The sequence below is a fragment of the Streptomyces oryzae genome (assembly GCF_017676365.1).
GTDB classification, from domain to species: Bacteria; Actinomycetota; Actinomycetes; order Streptomycetales; family Streptomycetaceae; genus Streptomyces; species Streptomyces oryzae.
In genome coordinates this window covers 49126-75995 of sequence record NZ_JADKMA010000003.1, presented here as the reverse complement: position 1 = coordinate 75995, position 26870 = coordinate 49126, and the positions used below count along the sequence as shown (strand labels likewise).

Annotated in this window: 2 protein-coding genes (1 of these 2 running past the window's edge); both read right to left on the bottom strand. The window is 71.6% G+C overall.

Annotated elements, in window-relative coordinates:
- Positions 1-22806 carry part of the coding region annotated (locus ITI46_RS01170; RefSeq protein ID WP_209237245.1) for a lonely Cys domain-containing protein on the bottom strand (this coding region is incomplete at its 3' end). 21226 nt of the annotated region lie to the left of the window's left edge, so 22806 of the 44032 annotated nt are shown.
- On the bottom strand, positions 22803-26870 hold the full coding sequence (gene eccCa, locus ITI46_RS01165) for a type VII secretion protein EccCa (protein ID WP_247745279.1): 4068 nt from the start codon (positions 26868-26870) through the stop codon (positions 22803-22805). The genes ITI46_RS01170 and eccCa, both read right to left, overlap by 4 nt.

Sequence of the window (26870 nt, the reverse complement as noted above, 5' to 3'; positions counted from 1 at the left end):
CTTCGCGCGAGGCTGGTTCGGAGCGATGGGCCGCCTGCCCCATGCCTCACCGCTGGGGTCCCGCATGAGCGTGGCGAGTGACAGCGCCCCGGCCCGCTCCGGACCGTGGGAGGCCAACTCGTTGACGTCCCCGGCGTCCCGGCCGGCGGCCAGCGCTCTGCGTACCGCCACAACCGCCTCGTTGAAACGGTTCGGATCCGGCCTTGGCAGGCGCAGGATGTCTTTCGCGAACCTCCCGGTGTCGTGAACCCCGTCGACGATCTGCTGCGTCTTGACCTGAGCCCACAGCGTCCGAGACCACTCCCTCTCCCCGAGCAGCGCGGTGGGGTCCAACCCCAGGAGGGCCCTGATACTCGCGGCGGCATCCGGCAACGTTGCCAGCCGTTCCAGCTTCTGGGTGACGGTCGGCAGCGGCAGCCAGCCGGTCAGCGGGCCGCGCTGCTGTGCGTCCCATCTGTCCGCCGCCTGCTCCAGCAGACGGTGGTAGGTGTCACCGGTCACCTTCGACACGCCCTGAGCTGCCTGCGGGTGCCCGGAGCTGCTATGTGCTTGTGCGAGGGCCTCGAACAGCTCCATGGTGAACTTGCGGGCTCCTGGACGGTTCAGAGGGGTATCGATTTCCCTCCGCTTCTCCAGAGCCCCGATACCGCTCACCAACCGTGCGTAGTCCGGACGCTGATCCACGAAGGCGCCGAAAACCTGCCGCAGGGCCCGCACCAGACGCAGCGCCCGCTCCCGCTTCTCGGACGCCGACCCGGGGCCGTGGTGCAGATGCGCCATCCGCACCACGTCGTCGAGCTCGGCACCGGCCGGCTCGGGACGGAAGACGAGCCAGCGTTCTTCCCTGCCACGCCCATCGGAGTAGACCAAGTACTGCGGCTGATCCGACCCGGTATCCGGGAAGAGGTAGTCCTCGAAGTTGACGCCGTTCTCGAACGGCGTGGTGTACACCGTCCGCTTCGTCTCGTTCGCCACGTGCTGAGCGGTCGGCACGTCGTCGAGCGGGTCCACTCCCGCGGGCCGTCCATCGGACGACACCGGCGGGTTCGGCAGGGAATCCGCCGCGTCAAACATTCCGGCGAAGCAGTTCGGCAACACGAGGGGACGGTCCGGGGACGCCCCGGTCAGCGCCACCTGGTAGGCGACCCTGCGCCCGATCTCCGGCCCGCGGACCCTTTCGATCCCGTCCTTGGTGTGCCAGGTGCTGAATCCGGCTCCCCCGTGGTTGACCCCGATGACCGGATCAGGCAGCTTGGCCTCGACCCAGGGAACCATTCGCGGACGCTGTGCGCTCGACTCCTGCCCCTGTTTCGCCCCCAGCTGCCCCACACGGTAGCTGACGTAGGTCTTGGTCCCCAGGAGCTTGCTGTACCAATGCGTGCGGCGGACGAATGCGTTCTTGGGGTCGGCGGGGTCCATCGAGAGGTAGCCGAAGACGCGGTGGTCGTCGCCGACGAGCGGGAAGGCGATCTCCTTCCGGCTCCAGTCGACTTCACCGCCTCCGGGCCTGGCGGCACGCGCTGTGGCCGGATCCCGCACCAGCCAGCGCGCCCGGATCTCGTCGTCCCGCGCGTCCAGCAGGAACATGGGGCGGGCCGACTGCCCCGGCACGGACGTCGCCGCCGCAAAGCCGTTGGTGGCCCAGACCCGCTTGTTGTACTGCAGCGCGAGCGCGTCCGGGAGGTGGAGGTGATGACCGGTGGCATCGGGCATCGCCAGCAGGAAGTCGAAGTCCACCCCGCCCGGGATCACGGACAGCACCGGGTCGAACGCCACTGCCTCGTAGAACACCTCGAACGGCACATTCCGCTCGAACCCGTGACGGCCCCGCACCCAGACCGTCTCTGCATCGCTGCCGTTCCCGGCGTAGAGATACGGCTCCCCGTTCCACGGACTGTCACCGACTGTCGTGACGGGCGCCTGATTCGGACCGCTGACCGTTCCTGCTTTGCTCAGGTCCAAGCCGGCGGGCAGACCGGGCGTCCAGTCCCAGCCCCAGGGGTTGCCCTGGGAATCCAGGTGGCGGAACTGATCGTCATACATGCCGTGACGCACCAGGTAGGACGCGGACAGTTTCTGCAGGCTGTCCGTCCCCCATACCTCCGGCGCCATCGCCACCTGAAGCAACTCGCGAATATCCTGCGGCGTCACAGGCTGACCCGGCTCCAGCATCAGCACATGGCGGGTTAGCGTTTCCATATTGAGCGGCCCGCCCTGCAACGCGGGTACCTGCGCACGCAGCCTGTCCAACGAGGCCAGGGCTACTCGCTCCACGGTCCGCTGCGGCCCGCCCGGAGGCGTCGGACCGTACAGCGCGATGAGGATCCCGTCGTAGAGCTGCGTCGCTCCGTGCGGCGTCGGCGTGACCGCGGACGACGGACCGGCGGCAGACGCCGGAGCCGGCGGGGCCATGTTCGTCGACGGGGTCGGCGCCGCAGCCGCCATGTTCGTCGATATGCGGTTCGGCGCACCGGCCACGGGCCGGATGAGTATCTTCCTCGACGGCTTCGCGTCCGGGCCGAGCGAGTCGTCGCCGTGACCCGAGGCACTACCGAAGCCCTCAGCGGCCACGGGCACGTTGAGGCTGCGGAACGCGTCGCTGATGTCGCCGAACTCGCTCTCGGAGCCGCCCCTGAAGTCGCTGAACTCGCTCTCGGAGTCACTGGAGCCGGACTCAGCAGACGAAGTGTCCGACCAGGCAGGCGAGGCCGGAGTGGACGAAGCCGGAGCAGCGGTCGGCCTGGCCTTCTGGGAGGTTGCTGGCTCGCGGCCCTCGGTTACGCCGTTGTCCGCGTCGTCGGAGGGGGAGTCCGGGCGCGGGTCGGCGTCGAAGAAGGTCTCGAAGCCTGCGGCAGGCGGACTTTGCCTCGCGGCCGGTGCGGCGGGGCTGTCGGCACCGTTCACGGCGGCCCTGTTCGTGGACCAATGGTTCTGAACGGGCCGGCTGCGGACAGAGCTCTCCTGAAGGAGGGTGCTGCCCGCCCAGCGGCCGTGGTGCGGCCCGCTCTGCGGCAGCAGCAGGAGTGAGACCTGCCTGCCGCGCGGTGGTCCGGCCTGCCACTGCCCGCCGTCGGGCAGCAGCACGGTCATCCGCAGGCCGAGCACCGCGGCGCCCGCCGCGAGGACGAGCCAGTCGGTACGGGACGAGCCCTCGCTGGCGCGTATCTCCCCTATGTCGGCGGTGCGTTGGTCGTCGCTCGGTGCCTGTGCGGGCTCGGGGGCGCCGGGGACGGCGAGCCCATCGAGCAGTGGCCAGTAGCGCCGTGCGGACGGTCCCCGGGACAGGTCGCCTGCGAGCCGGTCGGCGAAGAGACCGAGCAGTTCCTCCCCGCCGGGCGGCAGTGGGCGCCCGGCGAGCGCCGCGGTCTCGTCGAACGCGACGGCGGTGAGGGCGTGCGTCACGGCTTTGCCGTCGGCCGGCACGAAGACCGGCCGCAGCATCTGGCGGGTGAGCTGGGCGGCCTGGTCCTCGGTGATGACCGGTGTGTCCGGTGAGCCGGCCGGTTCGCCCGTCGCGGACGACGACTCGTGCAGGTCGTCGTCGGAGCCCGAGCCGTAGCCGTGCTGCCGCTCGCCGTTTTCGTACGCGTCGAAGAGCTCGCGCTCCCAGTCGTACGGCTGCCCCTCGGGCTGTTCGTGCTCGCCATGTCCGTCGCGCTCTTCTTCGCGCTCCGACGTCGGCTGGGCGCCTTCCGCGGGGACGCGCAGGCGGCGCGGGATCAGTGCCTTGAAGGTGTCGCCGTCCAGCAGCAGATGGACGGTGGGGCGGCCCGGCTCGGGCTGCGGGTCGGCGCTGTCCAGACCGTCCGGGTGGTAGACCAGCTCGCCCTGGTCGGGGATGACCACGCGTACGTCGACTCCGTGCAGCCGGGCGAAGAGCTGCGGGACGTAGTCGGAGGCGGCGTTGTCGTACCCGGCCTTCGCGATACCGGCGACCGTCGTGCTTCCGCCGCGCGTGAGCTGACGGGCCAGCAACGTCGCGCGCTGCTGCGGGGTCAGCCGCACGTTGGGGTGCAGTACGCCGTCCTGGTCGAACTCGGTCTGGTGCGGGGCCGACAGGGCCCCCTCCAGGCCCGCGGCGGCGAGGTCCTCACGTGTGAAGACGTCTCCCGTCTCGGGGCCGAACCAGGTGTCGGCCAGACCTGGCCGCCGGTGCAGCTCAGCGGCCAGCGCCTCGCGCACCCCTTGGGCGCGCTGCTGCGGGGTGCCGTGCGCATACGGGTTGTTGCCGTCGTACCGGCCCTCGGCGTGCAGCGCCGTCAGCCCGAGGCCCAGGGACAGCGGCAGGCCCTCGCCCGCGGTCGCCTCCGGGTGCGCGGCGTCGTGCGGGTCGTGTACGTCGTAGACGGTGCCATCCATGTCGACGTAGTGCGTGACGGGCCGGTGCGCACCGTCCACGCCGCCCGCGCCGTCCCGCACGGCCTCGCCGCGGACCGGAGCGTTCAGCGCCTCCTCCAGTTCCAGGGCGCCGCGTACCGGCTCCGGAAGGTCACCGGTGGGCCGGGTGGCGGGGAAGACCGAGGGCTGGGGCAGCCGTTCGTCGACGAAGTCGAGGACGGACTGCTGCACCTGTGCCTGGTGCAGCTCGCCCGTCAGCCTGTCCAGCCGCTCCTGGCGCTGTGCCCGGATGTTCTCGTCGACGGGCTGCGGGAGAACTCCGCCGGGCGGAGCCTTGCGGAGGACGTTGCGGGAGGGGCGGGGGCCTTCGTCCAGGCCGGAACGGGCCCGGTCGACCTCCTGCGTCAGCGCGTCGGCCGCGCCCGGACGGACATCGAGCACGCCGCCGTCGAGCAGATGGGCCGCCGCTTCACGGGCGAGCTCCGCCGCCTCGGCTGCGGTGCCCCTGTCCGAGGTCTCCGCCATGGCGTTCAGCTCGCCCACATGCCGGTGGATCTCGCCCGCCATATTGCTGACGGTGTTCGCCGCCGCGACCAACGCCTCGTGGAGGTAGGCGATTTCGCCACGGCGCAGCGCCGCCTGGTCCTCGTCTCCGCTGTTCCGCGCCTCGGCCAGTTTGGCGCGCTTGCCGCGCAGCGCCTGCCGCAGGCCGTCGGCCTTGAGCCGCTCGCGCAGCAGCAGATGCTGGGGCGGGATCGCGCCGGGCCAGATACCGCCGGGCGAGCCGGCCCGCGTCACCAGTCGCTGCGCGTCCGGGTCGAGATGGAGCGGCAGGTCCGGTTCCGCCTCGTATGGGGACGGGGCTGCGGCCGGGTGGTCGCGGTCACCGGCCTCGCCCGGGTCACCGACCGGGACGGGGGTCCCGGTGTGCGCCTCGTCCGGCTCGTACGGGGCCAGCCTGGCCGACTCGTCGCGGGTGGCCGGATCCTGCTGGAACCAGTCGAGCTGACGCTGCGCTGCCCGTTTCGCCTTGCCGTATTCCGCCGACAGCCGCTCGTAGGTGTCACGCTCGCGCGCCAGCTCGGTCAGATGACCGGTCAGCCGGTGTACGGCGGCCCGGTAGCGTCCGACAAGGTCGTCGTCGGCCGCTGTGGGGCCGGGGAGGGGCCACTGCTCGCCCTGAGCTGTCCGGCCGGCCTCGCCGAGCAGGTCGTAGAGGTCTTCGTAGTCGCGTTCAACCTGGATGGTGGCGGTACGGTGCGCCTTCGCCGCGCGCCCGATCCGCTCGTTGAGATCCTTGACGTGATCGTAGGCGTCGGCCAGCTCCTGCGGGAAGTTCTCGTCGTCGATGAGGCCGTGCTCACGTGCGAGCTCCTCCGGTACCAGCGCGAAGAGCTGTTTCTCGGACGTGAACGAGGAGGCGAACCGCTGCCCGCGCCGACCGCCCGCGGACGGCTGTCCCGTGACGAACCGGTGAACGGCGCTCGTGGACCGCTTCAGCCAGCTCTTGGTGACGCGGCCCTCCACCCGCTGTTCGATCGTCGTCCCGACGAGCAGCTTGCGGCCTCCCTCGGGTACGTCGCTGATCCGGAAGCCGGTGCCCTCGCCGTACTGGCCGCCGCCGGCCTCACCGGTCCCGAGTACCGGCACACTTTCGCTGGGGTAGCCGGTGGGGGCAGAAGGGCTGGACCCAGTGGGGAACAGGGGATAGGCGGAGCCGTTGAAGCCGGCGTCGAGTCCGGAAGCGCCCCCCTCCTGCTGCTGCGGGGTGTCCATCACCTGCCGCTCGACGTGGTAGGTGACGCCGTCGGTCACCGTGTGCACTCGGGGCCTGCCGTTCGCGTCCGGGCGCCAGCGCACGGTGACATCTCCCACCCCCGAGCCGACAGCCGAACCGTCGTGCACCGGGGGCAGTTCGTAGCCGTCCGGGCCCAGCGCAGCGCGGCCGGTCAGGCGCAGCAGGCGGCTGGTGAGCAGCTGTTTCAGCGTCTGGCGTGGCATGGTGCCGGGGCGGGTCAGCGTGGTGTGGCCGCGTCCGCGCGGCGCGAGCCGTTTGAGGGCGCGGCGCCATGAACTGCCGTCCGTCGCCGGATGGTTGGACCCGTGCGTGTGCGGCTCGGTTGCGGAGGTTCCCGGTGTCGTGCTCGTGCCGGGCACGTCGGATGTGCGGGGCCTACCGGCGTCCGGAACTCCCGCGGCGTGATCGAGCACGGCGATCGCGTGGTCCATCAGCCGTGCTGCGTCGGGTCCGTTCAGCAGGGCGACCCTGCTGTCCCTGAGCAGTTCGGCCAAGGGCTGCTGCTGCGCGCCCGGGCCCCACTCCTCGCCCTCCTGTACCGGAGCGACAGTGATCGGCTGTGGCGCGGGACGTGCGGGCTCGGACCGGCCTGGTCCGTGCTGCACGGGTTCCGCCGGCTCCGGCCCCTCCGGCTCCTGGTCCGCCGGTACGAGCATTGCCTCGGGCCAGAGTTCGACGACCTGACCTGCCGGTGCCAGCACCGTGACGATCTCGCCGTCGTCGCGGGTGTAGCTCAGCTCCAGGCTCACCGGGACGTCGAACTCGTCGTGCCGCCCCTCGACGGTGAGTACGGGCATGACGATGACGTCCTGCGCCTCCGTGCTGCCTTCGGAGGTGGGCAGGCCGATGGACGCGCTGGCGTTGGCGACCGTGTACGAGCCCTGGCCGGAGCCGTCCGCCGCGTTCGGTTCGGTGCCGGGGACGCCCCGCACCCAGAAGGACAGGCTCTTGACGGGCGTACGGGAACGGGAGTTCTGCCCCTTGGCGGAGAGTGGGTTCTCGATCTCCACGGTGTTCTCGTAGTGCGGCTGCCGCCGGTCCACGGGCCTGCCACGCACCAGGCGGGCCCGCACCTCCCCGGTGAGCGGCCCCCACTCGCCGGTGGAGCGGGTGTAGGTCCGGTTGTGGAAGTGGCGGAAAGGCATTCCCTCGTCGGTGGCGAGCTGGTCATAGGTGCCGCTGACGGTGTCCGGGCTGCTCAGCAGATTGTGCAGCCAGTCGTGCAGACCGCCCAGGTCCCCGATGCCGGAGTCGGGCAGCGTCAGGCCCAGTCCCCGCTCTTGAAGCCGCAGCGCGAACTCCCGCAGCGCCGGCCCGGTGTCGATCGCTCCGCGTACCGACGCCAAAAGCGGCTCGTCCGTCAGCGGGTGCATGGCGGGCGGGGGCTGGAGCTGGGGCAGGCCGTTGTCGACGAGTCCGAGCCTCCTGGCGTCCTGCCAGTCGAGAAGCTCGTCCCGCTTCTGGTTCACCTCCATCGCCGCGATCGCCACTCTCGCGGAGCGCGCGGAGGAGGAGAGGCGGTTGCGCGACTTCATCGAGGCTTCTGCGACGTAGAGGGTGCTGTCGTACTCGGTACGCACCTGGCGGCCAGACCGCTTTTCGGTCACCTTTCGCGAGGCCGACAGGCCGCTCGACTCGCCCTCGCCCGCGGTGCGGTTGTAGAGCGTTGCGGAGGGGCCTGTGTAGATCGCGCCCGGCACTGCTCCCGGCGTCGTCGGATTGAGGCCGGTGAAGCCGGTCAGCCGCGCAGCAAGATCCATGCTGCTCTGCTGGGCTTTGCCGCTGCCCGCGGTCAGGGTCCCCGCGGCGGCCCGCGTGCTGTTCAGACCGCGGTCCACCACGTCCCGTACCCGGTGGCCCCGGGACAGCGCGTGCAGCCGTATCTCCGCCTCGTGCCGGAAGACCTGCCCCTGGACGTAGATCCGGGAGAGGTCCCGGCCGTTGCGCAGCATGGCGTCCAGCTGGGATTCCAGCTTTCCGCCACCGACGAGGAGCTCGACACCCAGACGCTCACTGCTGCCCTCGACGCTCAGGGCCCACCGGGTCTCCTCGGGCGAAACCTTGGCCAGTACGTCGGCTATCAGCCCGGCCAGGGGCTTCTCGTGGCCGACCCGCAGATGGGTGCGGTGCACCCGCTCCGTCTCCGACACCGGCCGCGAGGTGGCGGCGTCACGCAGCGCCTCCGCCTCGGATTCCGACAGCCGCTGCGAGTGCAGCGGCGGCAGGGCCGGCCTGTCAGGGGTGGGTCCCGGAATCCGTCGCACGGTACGCAGGTTGTGCGGCATGAGGGCGTCCGGATGGAAGATGCGCGCACGGGTCCGTATGACCAGGGCGCCGTCGTCCCTCCTGCCGTTCAGGGGGATGCGCGCGCCCTCCGGGATCGGGCCTGCCAGCGGCGTCGAGTGCGGGCCCTCGCGGAAGGCCGAGCCCGTGAACAGCCGCAGCGCCGTCCTCGGCAGCCGTGCACGATACGCCTTCACACTGACCGTCACGCGGGTGTCGTAGACGTGCACCCGGGGTCCTGACACCACCTCGTGGTCGGTTCCGGCGGACCAGCCTGTCTCGCCCTTGCGGGCCTGGGAGCGTCCGTAGGTGGCACCGAACCCCGACATCAGCCCGTTCGAGGCGCCCTCCAGCTTCGGCCCCGCGTCGGCGCCGGCACCCCCCGACCATCCCCGGGTCACCTCGGAGCTCTGTGCCATGCCGGTGGTGCCGCCCCGCGAGCCCTGGGTGTTCTGGGCAGGGCGCACGCCCTTCCACTTCGGCTCGGTCCAGCTCTCGGCACTGACCTCCAGAACGAGGCTGCGCCTGCTGAGCCGGCCGGTGTCGGTCAGGACGATGAAGTACTTCTCCCCGTCGAACAGGACACGCATCTGCGGATCGAACGCCATCGGCGACAAGCCGGAGGTGACCCGCCTGCGGTTCCGCAGCGCACTGCCCGCCTTCCGGTACACCGAGTCGAAGCGCAGCGCGGCCTTTCGCGGGGCGGGAAGGGGCCGGCCGCGAAGCCGCGCCCACCCGGCCCGGCCGGCGTTGTCCATCCCCGTACGGGCCTTCCGCCACCCGGGCGAGACGGCGTGGTGTGCCCGGTTCACCGTGCGCCGCACCCGGGACGGCCTGGTCCTGACGAAGGGCCTCAGCTCCGGGATGTCCTCCAGCGACTCGAGAATGCCCGACACCATCTGAGTCGCCAACGGCCGCTCTTCGGCGGGCACCGGCGTGGCACGTCCGGACCGGGAGCTTCCCGCCCGTGCCGGTGACTGCGGACTCGCCTCGCCGCTGCCGAAGCTGCGACCGCTCGCCCTGGAGGCCAGGCTACGAAGGCGGGCCAATCCGTTCCGCGGCTGCGAACCTGAGCTCCCGCTTCGCCGACGTTGCACAGACGGCGCACTGCCCTCTGCTTCCGTTTCCGTTCCCTGCGCGGCGATCAGCCTGCGGCTCGTGGTGGACGCCATCCTCAGCCCGTGCTTCGGCGCCGTGTTGCGCGGTGGCAGCAGGCCGCTGATCCGCTCGGCCCCGAGGAACTGCCCGCTCTGATAGGCCATCGCCGCGAACGGACGATCGCGCAGATCCTCCGGCAGCTCAGGCGGAACGCCCCCGTTTTCCTCCTGCGGCTTCCGGTTCGCGTCCCAGCCGGCCCACTCCCGTGCGTCGTCGGCCGGAGTGCGCAGCCGGCCGTTCGCCCTGAAACGCTGCGTCAGCTCCGCCGCGTCGGGGTTCTGGATGTGCGGCGGCGGATCGAAGCCGGCGATCTCGTGCGGCGGATGGTAGGTGACCTCGATCCAGGCGGGCGTCCGATACGAGCCGTGGGTGCCCTTGTCCTCGCGCCCGGTCCGCACGGTGCCCGAGTGCGAGAGCGTCGTGGCGTCGCTGCGGCCGCTGCTGACCGTACCGCCGGCCCCGCCCTGCGCACGGACGACGACATAGTTGGCCACCGGCCCACCGAAGAGGCTGAAGGCCGCGCTCTTGCCGACCGAGCGGTCCAGATCCACATCGGTGATCAGGTCGCCCTCGGTGTGCACGTTCCCGTCGTAGAAGGGACGATCCAATGTCTGCGGCTGGGCGCGGTCATAACCCGTCCGGTAGGTGAAGTGGCCGGCCTCCCGGTTTCCCGCCAGGAGGGCGCGGGTCTGCCCCTCCCCACGGGTCGACTTCACCATCAGCTCGCGCATCGAGGACGACCTGAACACCTTGAGAATGTCCTCGGCACCGAGGTGCTCCAAGGTGACGCCGCCGTATTTGTGCGCCACCCGCAGCGCCCAGTCGAGCAGCGCCGGGGGCGGAGCGAACTGATCGGCGGTCACCTGGTCCGGCAGCACCTTCTCCGGCATGCGCAGTTCGCGCGGCAGCCCCGCCGGGCCGTCGGGCACCTTACGCGTCATCCCGTCGGGCACCCTCCAACGGAAACCGGACCGCACTCCCAGCCTGATCACATGCGGCGACGCGCCACGCGCCGACCCGGACGCCGACGTGGACGCGTACGGGACCAGGCCGCCGTGTTCGCTGCTCTGCTCGTACGCCTCGACGTCGTAGAGCATGTCGTTGACGTAGGTATGACTGCCGCCCAGCGCCTTCACGGCGCGGGTCTCCTGGAAGGTGGTGCTCTGCGACGTTTTGAACGTGACCTGGTTGTAGCTGCCGATGAACTCGGCCCTGCCCATGACGGTCCACTCGCTGCCCGGGTAGTTACCGACGCCGATCGCGGGCTTGCCGACGGGATTCAGCTGGGTGGCGGAGGTGCTCTTCTCCTTCACCCGCTGCCGCTCGGCGATCTTCACCCCGGCCGGGTCGGCGTAGACCGCGTAGTCGCCGAAGTTCCGGGCCCTGACCTTCGCGACGCGCCAGACGTCATCGGCACCCCGGTAGCGCAACGCGACACCGTCGCCCACCTCACCGGGCTCCGTAGCACCCTCCAGCTCCCCCGGAGTGCCCGGAATACGGGCGAGGAACGCGTGCGGGCGCTGCCGCAGCTCGTGCAGCAGGCTCCTGCGGAACCGCCCCATGTCCTGGGGGTGGATGTCGAGCGCGCCGACGATGGACTCGGCCACCGGCTCGATCTCGCGCAGCTCGATCCGCGTCCCGCCGACGGTGACGGCGTGCCGCTCCAGGCTGCTGCCGTCAGCGAAGGTCTGCCTGTCGCCCTCAGTGATGGCCGGGTCCCGGTGGCCGCCGGGGGTGATCCGGTAGCTGTCGGTGACGCTGTCGGTCTCCAACTGGGCGGCAGGCAACATCAGTTGGCCGCCTGCCAGGTCCGGCGGAGCGCCATTCTCGTCGCGCGGCGCGTACAGCACCTCGCGCTGGAGGTCGCGCAGATAGTCCAGGGCCTCGGCACGTGCCGCGTCCGCGTCCCGGGACGCGCCCGCCGGAGCGCCGCCGGGCTCCGGATGCAGCGTCCGCCGCACCGCGACGGATGCTGCCCATGTCTGCTGCTCCCGCGCCGTCAGCGCACGCGGCAGGGGTGCGGGCGCCTCTGCCGACGCGGGCGCCTTCCCCTTGGAGTCGGTGGGCACGGCGGGGTAACCGTCCGCGGCGCCGCCGGGCAGCCGGGGGCCGGGGCGCCCGTGGTCGCGGCGCAGCCGGGTCCGCTCGTTCTCCAAGGCCTGTACGGCAGCACGGACTTCGGACAGACGAATCCCCTGCAGGACAGCGCCCGGATCCTCACCGGGCACGGTCTCCGCGCCTTCGCCGGGCACCGCGAACCTGACCTGCTTCTTGGGGCGGGGACGGTCCTGGGGGCTCTCCTGCGGAGTGTCCTCCGCGATGGGGGTGCTGTCGGCGGGGAACGGGATGTGGACCGCGAGGGCACCCGTGGCCGGGTCGTCGGGGATCAGATAGAGGCCCGCTTCGTTCGCCCTCAGTGTGTGCGGGGCGGCGTTCGGGTCGAGCCTCTCCGCTACCTCCAGAAGCGCATCCAGGTTCTCGACCTCACCGATCCATCCGCTGTCACCGCGCAGCAGCGCCCCCGACGGCCGGTGGACGAAGTCGTCCCCGAAGCGTGTCCAGCCGTCGGACGAGAGCGGTGCCTCATCCGGCTCATCCGGTCGGAGGGTGATCTCTCCAGTGTCAGTGACCTGGTACGTCAACGGTGTCGAGCTGGACGGCGAGGGCCGCCGATAGGTGAACGTCTGCCCGGAGGCGCCGCGCGTCGCCTCGGTGGCACGGTCCACCGGCAGCTCGGTGACGTCGCCGAAGCGTGGCTCGGCGACGGTGAATCGATGGCCGATGGGCCAGTGCGCCGTGAGCGGATCGACACCGGTGTCCGGCGAACCGCCGGGCAGCCCCCCGTAATAACCCGAAGGCCCGCCGGACGAGGACCCGTGCTGTTGCGAGGATCCAGAGCCCGGCATTCCAGCAGACGAGCTGCCGTGCGCCGCAGGCGCATCGGAGGAGGACTCATGCTCGGTGGCTGCGCTGGACACCTGGCCCTTGGGCCGCCACGCCCGACCCTTGCCCGTACGCTCTTGTTGGGCCATCCAGGCCCGCGCGATGGCCTCCGCCCGGACGCCAAGCTCCTGGTCACGAACCGAAGCCGGCAGGTCCCGCTGCAAAGACAACACCATCGCAGGACTTGGGTGGTTGCCCACCCAACCGTTCTGTCCGAGTTCGTCACGGACCGCAGACACCAGCGCGCGGACCATGGCCTTCGACCCGCCCTGGCCCTTCCTTTCTTGTTCGGCCATCCAGGTCTGTGCGATAGCCGCCGCCCGGATGCCAAGCTCCTGGCCTCGAACCGAAGCGTCCAGGCCCCGCTGCAACGCGATCACTTGACCGGCATTCGGGCGCCTGCCCTCATAATCGCTGCGGTTGATTACGGCTCCGACCGCCGCCGCCAGCTCCTCCTTCTCGGAGGAGTGCACACGCTCGGTGGCTGCGCTGGGCTCCGGGGCCGTATGGCTGGTCGCGGCTTCCCCACCGGGGCTGATGGGCAATTCGCCGCCCGCGTTCCCCCACGAGTCGAAATTCCAGGGCAGCGATGTCCGCGGGGTGGGAAGGGACGGCTCGAACGAATCGAGAGACGCCGACTCGGCGGTGGTCACACCAGGCTGCGATGGCTGGGAGCTGAGCCATTCCAACGACGCGGCCAACTCCGGATGTTCCTCCAACCACTCCTCCAGCCACCCCATGTGGGCCAACCGGTTGTACATCTCCAGTGCCCAAGCAGGCGTGCCGACCCCGGCGATGAGCACGTCCCACATGCTCCTGGCCGCCGCACGCTTGCTGCCCTCCAAGGTGAGCTGGGCGAGGTGGTCGATTCGACTGCGGAAATACTCGTGAGTGTCCCGCAGCGATTGAAAGGCCTCGTCGTCAAACGAGGGAGAGGAGCCGTCACCACTCGAGAACGGGAATGGGAACCAGGGGGTATGGTCCTCGGAAATCACTACTACCGGATCAACCGGTAGCCCCCTCTCATTGCTGAGAGTGTTCCGCTCCCATTTCCATGGCCTTTCCCTGGCCTCCTCACGGAAAACGTCCTGAATTACCCTGAACTGCCCCTCATAGCGTTGCCGCTCCGGCTGGGTGATCCTCACGCCCAGTGCCTGCAACCACTGCTGCTCCGTCAACAGACCCTGTCCCAGTACAGGGTCGATCACGAACAACTCAACGGAACCGTCCGGCAAACGCACATCCACGCTCGGAGCAATGCGGTACGGCACATTCACGCGCGACGGAACCTGGTTGGTGGCCCTTGCCGCCGTGTGCGTGGAGAAGGAGATCCCTCCGGCCTGGGCGACGGAGATCTTCCGAACCGGCGCGCCCCGCTGCCGCAAAAACAGCGTCATCGCATGCGCACGCAGCGGGTCACCGGCCTCTGGGTAGTTGTGCGGCAGCGGCCAACTGCCACCGTCGGAGTCCTCATACCCCAGGGTCGCCGCCTCCTGGTACCACGACTGGGCCTGGTCCAGCGGGACCGGCTCCGAGGCACCCTGCGGAGGCGCACCACCGGGCAAGCGGACAGGACGCCGGGGCTTGATGACGGCGCCCTGGTCGTTGCGGCGCATGGTGCGCATGATCTGGGCGATCACATTCCCGCGCCGCCGCAACCGCAGCTTCCGCAGCGACGGGTCATCCGCCACCAGCGCGGTCTGAGTGTCCACCGGCTCGCCGCGCCAGTGAAGCCGCCTCAACTCACGGTTCATCACGGTACGCAGAAGTTCGGCGTCAAGGTCCGACAACGGCCCCAGCCTGTGTGGGATCAGCTCGTTGGTGAGTTTGGTGGCCGGGAGGTGGTGGGCGCGGAGATATTCGGCCGCGACGAGTTCGATGACCTCCTCGACCCGCGGTACGACGCCCCACGGGTTCTCGCCCGGCGCCACCTTGTGAATGCGGTCCCACACCAGATCCTGCGCCTGGTCGAGCGCCTCGTTCCGCCGGTCGGCGGGCACTGAGGGGTCGTTGAGGCGGCGCTGCGCGGCGTCGTGGTCGAAGCGCTGGGCACGCGGGTACCGGGCGGGCTGTGGGTCGGTAACCCCGGCATTTCCGGTGCGGCCGGTGTCTTCGGGGTTGCCAGTCTTGCTGGTTCCGCCGGTGTTGCCGGTTTCCCTGGTGTCGCCGGTGTCGCCCGTGTTACCGGTTGTGCCGGTATTGCTGATTTCGCCGGTGTTGCTGGTTTCGCTGGTGTTGCCGGTGTTCCCCGTGTCGCCCGTGTTACCGGTTGTGCCGGTGCCCTCGGTCTTGCCGGTGTCGCCGGTGGTGTCGACCGGTTGGGTCGGCGCCTGGCCCTGGCCGTCGGCCGGGTCGCCGGTCGTCCCCGAAGTCGGCGCTGGTGTCGGCGCCGGTGTCTGTCCGGATACGTCGGCGGCGTCGGGGCCGGCCGGGCCGGTGGGCGTGTGGGGCGTCGTCGGCGCGGTTTCGCCCGTCGGCGGTGCGGACATGTCCACCGGGGCGCTGATGGGAGGTGCCGTCGGCTGGTCAGCGGCGGGCCGACCGGGGGCCGACTGGTCGTTGGACGGCTGCTCGTTGACGGGCTGGTCGCCGGAGATCGGCGGAGGGGTTTGGCCGGACGGTGCCTCCGGTCGCGGCCGTTCGGCTGGCGGCGCGGGCACGGGCGCGGGCTCCGACTGGGGCGGCGTCTGCGTCGGACCGTCGCCGGACGGCCGTGCCTCGGGCGTCCCCGGTGCGGGCTGGGTGTTCGGCCGTCCCGCCGGGGGCGCCGCCGGGTTGCTCGGGGTGCCGGCCGGGGCCCCTGCGGGCGGGCGGGTGGTCGTTTCGGCGCCGGGCCGGCCGCCGCCGCCGTCCCGGGTCGGCGGCGCCTGGGCTCCCCCGGGCACATCGCCGTGCGCCCCCGGCGCGGAGGGGGGCGTGGGCGCGAGTGGTGTGACCACAGGCTGCCCGGCCACCGGCTCTGCGGCGGTGTTCGGGGTGTCCGTCTCGTCCGACGGTGTCGGCGCCTGTTGCGGGACGGGTGTCTGCGTCTGGTCCGTACCCTCCGCGCCGTCGCTTTCCCCCACGTAGGGCACGGCCCTGGGCGAACCGCCACCCTCCGCAGGCGACTCCACCCCGCCACCGCGGCTGTCCAACGACTCAGCGGTCCCGTGCGGATCGTTCTGCGGACCACCGAGAGGGTGCCCGCCCTCATCAACGTTCGACGGGATCGGCTCCGGAGCACGTCCCGGCGGAGGCGTACCCGTCTCGGCAGCCGGGGTTTCGTCGGGCCGGCCGGCCGGGGTCTCCGGCTGCTCCTCCGCGCGCGGAGGGGCCGGTTCGGGCCGCGGCTCGCGCCGCGGAATCTCCAGCACCGGCGGGGCCTCGCGGCCGGTGCCGCCCGTCCCGGGCCCGGACGGGCTCTTGCCACTGCGGGACAGGTCGGCGAGATGCCGCTGGAAGTCCCGGTCGAGGGCGTTGAGTTGGCGTACGTTGCCGTCGCGGAAGGCGGAGTAGAACTTCGCCCGCCAGTCGGCCACGGCACCGGGCGACGCGCCCTTGTCCCTGGCCTGCTTGGCGAGTTGGTCTGCTCGTTCGGCAGCTGCCGCCTCGTTCGCCTTCGGGCTGTTGGCGCCGTCGCGGTCGCCGTCGCCGGAGGACGAGGGGTCCTCACCGTCCTGGTTCCGGGCGGATTCCTGGATCCGGTCGATGACGGACGGCTCGGAACCCCCGCCGGACGCGCCGCCGCCACCGTCCTCCGAGTCGCCGTCGCGCGCGCCGGGTTCCGGACCGCGCGAACGAGGACCCAGGCCGCCCGGCTCGGGACCGCCCCTGCCGCCGTGCGGCCCGAGTTCCCCTCGGCCTCCGGGCCCGCCGCCCTGGCCGCCCAGGATGTCGTCGAGGGTGAGTGGCCCACCGCCGCCGGCGCCCTCGCCCGTACCCAGCCCCTCGCCGTCCTGGCTTCCGCCGCCGGGACCGCGCTCGGTCACCGTGCCGTCGCCCTCACTCGTACGGTCGCCGCCGGATACGCCCTGGTCGCGCGCCTCGCCCGGCAGCGGGCCGATGTCCTTCACGGGCACGCCGCCGTCGGTCAGTTCGTCGAGGCGGTTCTGCCACGCCTGGTCAACCGCGGCGATCTGCCTGGGGTCGTTCGAACGCAGCGCGGAATCGAACCTCGCCCGCCAGTCCGCGACTTCGGCCGGTGTCATACCGCGATCGGCACCGCGCTGGACGATCTGGTCCGGCGTCGGGCCGGACGAGCGGCCACCCGGCGCGCCCACACCCTGATGACCGCCGCCCGGTCCGCCGGTGCCGCCCTCACCGACAGGCCCGAGGGCCCCGTCCGCGCCCGGCCCCGTATCGGCCTGGCCCGCACCGGGCCGGTCCGTACCGCCCCCGCCGGAGCCAGTGCCACGGCTGGAGCCGGTATCCGACGCAGCACCACGGCCGGAGCCCGCATCGGAATCAGCCCCGCGCACGGGGCCCGCATCCGCTTCGGAGCCACCACGGCTTGCGGCCGTGCCGGGCTCCGGTGTGGTCGTCGGCTCGGGGGCCGGCTCGCTGTGCCCATCGGCCCGGCCCTGGCCGCCCAACTCGGAGATGCGGGACTCGAATTCGACGTTCAGCGCCCGAATCGCCTCCACGTCCCCGTCGCGGTGCGCGGAGACATACCGGTCCCCCCAGAGCTTCGCCTCGAAGTCCGACATGCCGTGATCACGCCCGTACCGGGCCATGGACTGGCCGAGCGCCTCCGGCGAGACGGGGCCCAGTGCTGACAGCGGCTCCTGCGGCCCCTTGCCGGGAGAGGAGACGACCGAATCGCCGTCCCCACCAGCGCGGCGCTCACCCTGCAACTCCGAAATCCGCGCACCGAAATCCTCATTCAGCGCACGAACCACGCCCCCATCACCCTCGCGGTGCGCGGAGACATACCAGTCCTCCCAGACCTTCGCCTCCGTCTCCGACATACCGTGATCCCGCCCATACTGGGCGACAGCCCGACCACGCTGCTCCGGCGACAGCCCGGCCACATCCGACAGCGGCCCCTGCTCCCCCTGGTCCGGCGAGGAAGCAACCGATTCCCCCTCATCGCGAGAGGAAACGACCGAATCGCCATCCCCACCGGCCCGACGCCCGCCGCCCTCCAACTGAGAAACCCGCGCGTCAAACGCCTCATTCAGCGACGGCAGCACACCCGCGTCGCCCTGGCGGTGCACGGAGGCAAACCGGTCCCCCCAGACCTTCGCCTCCAGCTCCGACATACCGTGATCCCGCCCATACTGGGCGACAGCCCGACCACGCTGCTCCGGCGACAGCCCGGCCACATCCGACAGCGGCTCCTGCCCTCCCCCGCCGCCGGAGGAAACGACCGAATCGCCATCCCCACCGGCCCGACGCCCGCCGCCCTCCAACTGAGAAACCCGCGCGTCAAACGCCTCGTTCAGCGACCGCACCGCACCCGTGTCGCGCGAGCGGTGCGCGGAGACATACCGGGACCGCCAGTCGGCCGCTTCCGGCACGGACATGCCGCGATCCCGCCCGTACTGGGCGATGTTCTGGCCGAATTCCTCTGGCGACCGCCGGTCCAAGTCCGGCGCCCACCGCTCCGGCGGCGGTTCGGGGCGGTCGCCGTTCGCCTGGATCTCGTCGATACGCTCGTGCCAGGCCGACTCCAAGGAGTTGATCCTGGAGTGGTCACCGGACTGGTGCGCGCCCTTCAGATCCTGCCCCCAACGGGCAACCTCCGCAGGCGACATGCCGTGGTCCCGCGCATACCCGCCCCAGGCGTCCGCCCACTGGTCGGGGGTGACCGGCTCGGCGCCCTCCGGCAGCTTCGACAACTGCTGCCCCCGGCGCTCCCAGCTGTCGTGGAACGCCGAGACCTTGTCGCTGTCGCCGGAACCGTGCGCCTCGTCGGCTGCGGCGCGCCACTCGGTGATCTCGTTCGGCGGCATGCCACGGTTGAACGCCTCGTCGGCGATCAGGTCGCCCCAGCGGGTGGGCGGCAGGTCGAGGTCCCTGCTGCTGCGGATGTCGCCCAGGCGATCGCCCAGGCTCTTCTCCACGCTGTGTATGACGTGGGGGTTGCCGGATTCATGGGCACCCCTGATCAGGCCGGACCACTCACCCGAGAACTCCGCTGCCGACATGCCCTGGTTCCGGGCATGGTTGCCCCAGGTATCCACCCACTGGTCGGGGGTGAGCGGGGAGCCCCCGCTCTCGGCCTGCGGCGGCGACAGTTCCGACTTGTGCTGCTCCCACATGTCGTGGAAGTTGCTGACGGCGTCCGGGTCACCCGAGTTGTGTGCCTCGTCGACCTGTTGCCGCCAGTCGGCGGTCTGCTCCGGTGTCATACCGGCCTGATGCGCCTCGTTGACGATCTGGTCGCCCCAGCGGCCCGGTCCGGAAAGGTCCAGATGCCGGCCGCCCTGCTCGATGTCGACGACGCGCTTGACCAGGCTGTTCTCCAGACTGCTCACCGCGACGGAGTTGCCGGACTCGTGGGCACTCTTGATCAGGCCGGCCCACTCGCCCTGGAACTCCGCATCCGACATCCCGCGTTCGCGTGCATACGTCCCCCAGGCATCCACCCACTGGTCCGGGGTGGGCGCCCCCGCTCGCTCGTCCGGCGCCGACAGCTCCCGCTTCTGCTGATCCCACGCGTTGTGGAATCCCCGGACCTTGCTGACGTCGCCCGAGGCGTGGGCGTCGTACGCGTTGCTCCGCCACTCGGCGATCTCGGACAGCGGCAAGCCGCGCTGGAACGCCTCGTTCGCGACCTGGTCGCTCCACCGGGATGGCGGGAGGTCCACCGCCGATTCGTCGCCCCGAGAGTCGGGCCTCGTCAGCCAGTCAGCGACGGAACCCGGTTCGGGGCCGACCGGGTCCGTACCGGACGGACGGGGCGTGGACGCGCCCACCTCCCGTTTGGGGAGTTGATTCAGATCCCGTTCGAGCTGGGTCAGGCTCCTGTCGAATTGGGCCTGGCTCCGCTCGGCAGGGCTCAGGTTCAGGTCCCTTTCGAGTTGGGCGAGGCTTTCCGCGGTCTCGTAATCCAGAACGTCGTTGTCAAGTTGGTCACGGGAGTTGCCGGCGTCCTCGGATCGCCGGTCCCCGGTCACTTCGCCGTTCCCGCCGCGCTGCTCCAGGCTGCCGGAGGAGAAGTGTGTGCCGTCGTATTCCCCGAGTGCGCGCTCCCCCGGTCGGTCGATCCCGAGCTCGTCGAGGCGGCTGTTCCAGCTTCCCTCAAGGTCCCTGATCCGGGCGCTGTCCCCGGAGCGGTGTGCGTCGCCCAGGGCCTGCTGCCAGCCCGCGGCCTCCCCGTGCGGCATGCCGCGGTCTGCGGCGTACCCGGCCAGCTGGCCGGAACGCTCCGGCGGACGCACCAGTCGGCCGCCGCCCTCGCCGCCACGGCGGGTCAGCGCCTCGCCCGTGCCGTGCCGGTCGTTCTGCGGCCCGCCCAGACGTCGCCCGTCACCGGGCCGTGAACTCTCGCCGCTCGCAGGCGCCTTGGCCTCACCACCACGGCGGCTCAGCGCCTCACCGTGCCCGTACGGGTCCCGCTGCCCGCCACCGAGACGACGCCCCTCGCCCGCGGACGACTTCCCCTCGCCCACCTTCCCGCTGGTCCCGTGCGGGTCGTTCTGCGGACCACCGACAGAACGCTCGCCCTCACCCACGGTCGAACGAGATCGCGAACCACCGCCATCCGCGGACGGCTTCCCGCCACCCGCACCACCGCGGTTCCGCGCCTCAACCACCCCATACGGGTCCCGCTGCCCCTCGCCCGGCGTACCGCGCTCCACGGCGCGTGACGAGGTGTTGCCCTCGCCAGGACGCTGACCGACGGACGCCGCGCCACCGTGCGGCGCCGGGGTCGGACGTCCCTCGGCGCCCGGCTTGGGCAGGGGGCGCGAAGGCGCGACGGCGCCGTTGTCGCGATTGCCGGGTGCCGGGCGGGCGCCGCCGTTCTCCCGGCCACGAGGCGGTACGACGGTATTCCGGTCGCCCGAGCCGGGGGTCCCGGACCGGCCGCCCCTGGCGGCCGGCTCCCTCGGCGAGGGCGGGGCCTGAGTGAGCGAGCCTTCGTTCACCTCGGCGCGCGGCTGCCCGGCGGACGGCTGCTCCCCGGGCTCCTGCACTTCACCGCGAGTGCCGCCCTGAGGCTGTCCCTCCGGACCCCCGCGCGAGGCGGGGGGAAGGGGCGCGCCGTCAGCAGGGGTGAGTGCGCCCGGCTCGTCGGTTTCGCCGCCGGGACGGTGCGCGCCCGGCCGCTCGTCTCCGGCGTGCGGCTGCTGCCTCCCGCCGACGGGCCCGGCGGGCCCGCCGGGCTGCCCGGTCTCGCCGGCCGGGGTACGGGGGGCGGGCACCGGCCCGCCACGCGCCGGCGGCGGACCCGCCGGGGCACCGCGCTCCGGACCGCCCACGAGCGGTGCCGACGCCCGTTCCCCCGCGCCTTCCGGCACCGGGGAGCCCTGGCCGTCCTCGTCCCTGGTGGGGGACGAATGACGCTCGGCCGGCGGCGCCGCCTGGCCCTCCCCTCCCTGGCGTACGGGCGCGCCGTGTTCCGGGCCACCGGCCACCGGCGGACGCCCCGACTCCCCGCCACCTGCCGGCACCGGCGGGGCCTCGTGCTCGCCACCAGGCTGCCGCGACGGCGGCGGAGCCACCGACCTGTCCGAACCAGGCGGCGTCAAATGCCCAGGCCCAGCCGCAGGCGAACCCGGAACCGGATCCTGCGGCGCCAGCGCACCCTCATGCTCCCCACCAGACCCCCGCGACGACGGCGGAGCCACCGACCTGTCCGAACCAGGCGGCGTCAAATGCCCAGGCCCAGCCGCAGGCGAACCCGGAACCGGATCCTGCGGCGCCGGCGAGCCGTCGGGCTCGTCGCTGGGGCGCTGGGTGTTGGCCGGGGGCTGTCCGGAGTCGGACGGTGTCTCCGGTGCGGGGCGCTGCGAGGCCGGCGGGGGCGTCGGGCGGTCGGTGACCGTACCGCCACCCGGACCCCCGCCGCGGCCACCGACCGGTGGCCCGAAGGGAGTTGGGGCGGGGTCGCCGGGCTGGCCGCCGGGGCGCTCGCCGGAGGGCGGACCCTGGAAGTCACCGCGACCGCCGTTGTCGGGGTACCGGGCGGGCGGCTGACCACCCTGGTGGCTGCCGCCGTTCTGCGGGCCGTGGAACTCACTCCGCACGGGCGGGTTCTGTACCAGACCTTCCCCGTTCGAACCGGGACGGCCGCCCCCGCCAGGCGCGTTCTGCCCGCCGGGCCGGTCGGTGTGCCCGGGCATACCGAAGTCCCCGGGGAGCTTGGAGCCGTTGCCTCCGGGGCTGGAGTCCGGTCGGACGGAGGACTGGCCGCCACCCTTCGGCGTGGGGACGGGCGGCGCGTGGTGGCCGCCTCCGCCCAGGTCGTAGGGGCGGGCGTTGAAGGGGGAGGAGTTACCGCTGCCCTTGTTCGGCGGAAACCCGTCGCCCTTGTGGCCGCCGCCCGCTCCCAGTCCGTCGCCGCCCAGGCCGCGGGTGGGCGACGGGAGGTTCTTGATGGCGCCGCCGAGGATATCGCCCCCGGGTGTTTTGTACCCGCCGCCCTTACCGCTGCCACCCGGCCCGAGGACGCCGCCGATGAAGCCGCCCATGAGGGCCCCGGCGCCCATATTCCAGGCTTCGTTCTCCCAGTCGGTGTCGTAATGCGTGCCCGCAGCGGCGGCGCCGAAATGCCCCGCGGCCTCGTCGAACCCGAGCGCCCCCGCGGCGCCCAGCACCCCGCCGCCGAGGACGTTGAAGGTGAGGGAGTTGCCGAGGGCTGAGGCGGCGGAGCGGCCGATGTTCGCCAGGAACGCGACACTGGTCCCGGCGAATCTGCTGAGCTGGGACGCCAACCGGACGGCGACGTTGATCAGCGTGCTCAGCGCGGCCCTGACGATGTTGAGGACGGCGCTGATGGCGCCACCGACCCCGAACGTGACGACGTTCAGAAGCAGACCGAAGATCTGCGTGAACAGGCCCGCGTTGTACTGCTTCGCCGCCTCCTTGGCCGCCGCCTTGATCTCGTCGGCGTAGTTCTGGATCGCCTGGCCGATCTTCCACGCGCTGTTTGCGCTCTCGCGCATGTCGGGGCCGAGACCGGTCTCCCACGCCTCGCCCGCCTTGACGCCGGCGTCCCCGTACCAGGTGATCGACTCGACGTGCCCTCCGACGGAGTCGGCCTTCTCGTACAGGAGGTCCCCGAGCGCGACCCACTGGTTCCCCAGCTCGTAGAGGGCGTCGAGGTCGAGCCCGTCGAGCATCTCCTCCCAGTCCTTCACAGCTCCGCCCCCTCCTGGACGCCGTGTGTCCCCTCCGCCTCGTCGTCCAGCGCGACCTGCACCAGTGCTGCTTGCCGACGGCGCCGTACGAGGAGGCCGCGCCCGGGTGGATGCTGGTGGGCGCGGTGGTCACCGATGAGCGCGCCCTCCCGGTGGTCGCCGGACAGCAGCAGTCCGTCGGCGCTCAGCTCGCGCAGCCGACCCATCAGCGGGTCGGACATCAGTGAGCGGCCGGCACCGGCGACACGGCGGGCCAGCACCAGGTGCAGGCCCAGGTCGCCGGCCTGGGTGACGAACTCGGCCAGCCCGGCCAGCGGGCCCCGGTTCATGCCGGAGCCGCCGACCAGGTCGTAGTCGTCCACGACGACATACAGCTCGGGACCCTCCCACCAGTCGCGCTCACGCAGCCGGCGCGCTGTGATGCCGGGCGGTGGAGTGCGTTCGCGCAGCTTGTCCGCCAGGGCCGCGGCCTGCTGGGCCACCAGGTCCGAGTCGCCGCCCTGCGCCCCGATGTACTCGTCCGGGACCACATCCAGCAGGCTGCGCCGGTAGTCGACCACCATGAACCGCACTTCGCGGGATGTGTGCCGGGCTGCGAGACCGCGCATCCAGGCGCGCAGAAAGGACGTCTTGCCCGTCTCGGAGTCGCCGAAGACCAGGAAGTGCGGCTGGCCCCGCGTCATGTCGAGGCCGATCGGTCGCAGGTCGGACTCGCGCAGCCCGATCGGCACCTCGCCCTCGCTCAGGCCCTGGCCGTGGCCCTCCCAGCGGTCGGTGGGCGACGACGGGGTTGCCATGGCGGCTGCCAGCTCCCTCGTCGTCAGCCGGTCCGGCAGGATGCGCAGCGCGGGCGCGGCGGGCAGCTTCCACGAGTCGGCAATACGCGAGACCAGCGCGGCCTGCGCCTCCGGCAGCCCGTCCGTGCTGTCCACACCGTCCACCCGGGGCAGCGCGATGTGGTGGAGCAAGCCGGGCGAGGTCAGCCCGCGTCCTGGCGGTGTCTGTCCGAGCGCGCGCGCCGCGGGCCGGCTGATCTCCGACTCGGAGGGGTCGTTGAGCCGCAGCTCCAGCCTGCCGGGGATGTTGTCCCGCAGCCCGGCGCGGATCTCCATCCAGCGGTTGGCCGTCAGCCACACGTGCACGCCGACGCCAAGTCCACGGGAGGCGAGGTCGGTGACGGTGGGAGTGATGGTGTCGTCGGAGGCGTGCAATGCGCCCCAGTTGTCCACGGCGAGGACGATGTCGGCCGCACGTACCCCCTCAGGGAGTTCGCCCGCCTCGCGCCTGGCACGGAACTCCGCCGCGGACTGGATGCGCAGTTCGCGGAACATCCGCTCGCGGGAGCTGACGACATGGCCGACCTCCGCCAGCACCCGCCGCACCCGCTCCTCGTCACGGCGGCCTGCGACACCCACCACGTGCGGAGCCTCCTCCAGCTCGTGCAGGCTGCCGCCGCCCAGGTCGATGCCGTAGAACTGCACTTCGTCGGGTGTGTGGGTGAGCATCGCGCTGAGCATGGCCGTACGCAGAAAGGTGCTCTTGCCGCTCTGCGGGGCGCCGACGAGGGCCAGATGCGCGTGCCGGTCGGTGAGGTCGATTACGAGGGGCTGCTGTTCCTGGCGTACGGGCACATCGACCACGCCGACGGGGAACCGCAGCCTGCCGGTGCCCGGCCAGTGTTCGGCGGACAGCCCGCGGTCGGCGTCCGGCTGCGGATCGCCCAGCAGCGGGGCGAGCGTGAACCGCGGCGGGAGCGGCGGCAGCCACACCTGGTGTCCCGGCGCGTCCTCGGTGAGCATGTTGCGTACGGCGACCTGGAGTTCGGTCTCGTCGTCCTCGGTCCACTCCTTGGCCGGGCCGCTCTCGTCGGCGTCCTTGGGCAGCGGCGGCAGATCCCCCTGGACCGCGTAGGAGACGGGTGCGAGGGCCTCCTCCTCGGCTTCCGCTGCCTCGGACTGCTGGTAGGGCCCGGAGACGTGGGCGACCCGGAAGCGTTCGTACACCGACTCGTCGACCTTCAGGTAGGCGGAGCCGGGGATGGCGGGCAGCATATAGGCGTCCGAGGTGCCGATGACCGCGCGGGACTCGGAGGAGCTGAAGGTGCGCAGACAGATCCGGTACGACAGATGGGACTCCAAACCGCGCAGCCGACCCTCCTCCAGCCGCTGGGTGGCGAGGAGCAGATGCATGCCCAGTGACCGGCCGACCCGGCCGATCTGCACGAACAGCTCGATGAAGTCCTGGCGCTGGCTGAGCAGTTCGCCGAACTCGTCGACGACGATCAGCAGATACGGCAGCGGTTCCAGCAGGTTGCCGTGGATATCGGTGCCCCCAGCGGCCTGCTTGAGCTGATACTCGCGTACCGAGTCGATGTCTCCGGCGTCCCGCAGCATCCGCTGCCGGCGCTGCTGTTCGCCGGTCAGCGCCGCCGCCATCCGGTCCACCAGCGCCAGATCGTCGGCGAGGTTGGTGATCAGCCCGGAGACATGCGGCAGCTCGGTGACTCCGGCGAAGGTGGCGCCGCCCTTGAAGTCCACCAGCACAAAGGCCAGATGGTCCGGGGAGTGGACGATCGACAGGCCGGTGACGAGAGTGCGCAGCAGTTCACTCTTACCGGAACCTGTGGCGCCTACCACCAGTCCGTGCGGGCCGATGCCGCCCTGCGCGGACTCCTTCAGATCGAGCTCCAGCGGCTCGCCGGTGCCGTCGATGCCGACCGGTACCCGCAGCAGATCCTTGTCGCCGGGGGCGCGGCGGGACTGAGACGTCCTCAGGGAGCCGACGTCCTCGATGCCCAGCATGGCGGAGAGCGACACGTTCTCCGAGAGCACCTGGTCACGTTCGCCGGTCAGCCGCAGCGGTGAGAGCGCCCGTACCGCGTTCTCCCGCACCGCGGGCTGCGTCTCGTCCGCCACGCCGTCCCGAACGGCCGAGTACAGCGCGGCATCCCGGCCCTCCAGCGCAAGCCCCCCGCGCCCGTCCGCGCGCACCCGTACGTCGACGCGGCCGGGCTCGTCCCGCTCCTCGGCGACGAGGCAGACGACGTGTATTCCGAGGTCCCGGCCGGCCTGGGCGAGCAGATCGCCGACGAGGGAGGTACGGGCCCAGGAGGCTGCCGGGTCATAGCCGTCGAGCACGAGGACGAACTGCTGCTGAGGACCGTCCGCCCTGCCTGGCAGCATCCGGCCGGCGCGCTCGGCGCGGGCAGTCAGTGCGCGGTCCAGCGTCTCCTGGAGGTGCTCCTGGAGCCCGGAGATATCGGCTGCGACGAGTGGGACGACTTCCTGGTCGCGCGCGGTGGCTTCGGTGTACGGATCCTGGGCGTGCGGCAGCCACTTGGTCCAGTCCCAAGCGGGGTTGCCGCCGGTGAGGACGGCCACCCGCACATCGTCCGGGGCGTGCAGCACCGCGAGCTGCACCAGCAGATTCTGGGCGACTTCCCGGGTGCGCTCCGCCGGGCCCAGCAGGCTGACCACGCCCGACTTCTGGAGGTCGATCCAGGCGGGCTGGCCATCGACGGTGTTGAGGCTCTCCACGAGGTCGGCGGCGGACTGCTGGGCTGCCGTGTCGATTTCGGCGGTCGGGTCGGTCTGGCGCGGCATGCTGAGCGGTGCGGCCAGCGGGGTGCGGCCGGTACCGACGCGCAGCAGGAGGAAGTCGGAGTCGTCGGGGCGGCGCTCCCACACGCGCCGCCGCCGGGTGGCTATCGCCCACAGCCTGTCGGGGTGCGGGTGCCGCCAGGCGGAGGCCAGCCGCTGCAAGGCGGCGGCCCGCATCGCGTCCTTGCGGATGTCGGACAGATACTCCAGATACTTCTGCCGCTGCTTGCCCTGGGTGCGCCGCCGTCCGGAGCGCAGATGCATACGGACACCGATCGTGATGGCGACGGACAGCACGACGAAGGAGATGCCGAGCAGGATCATCCACGGCCGACCGCTCGAGATCATGAACGCGGCCATGCTGATGCTGCTCAACAGCGGCAGCAGCAGCATCACCCACTGCCCGGCCCCTGGCGGCTCGGGGCGCTGGGGCGGCGTGGCCAGGACCGTCTTCCCCTCCGGCAT

What these genes read in the sequence shown, in the direction of transcription:
- eccCa (WP_247745279.1), bottom strand. Translation starts at nt 26,870, where the DNA reads ATGCCGGAGGGGAAGACGGTCCTGGCCACGCCGCCCCAGCGCCCCGAG.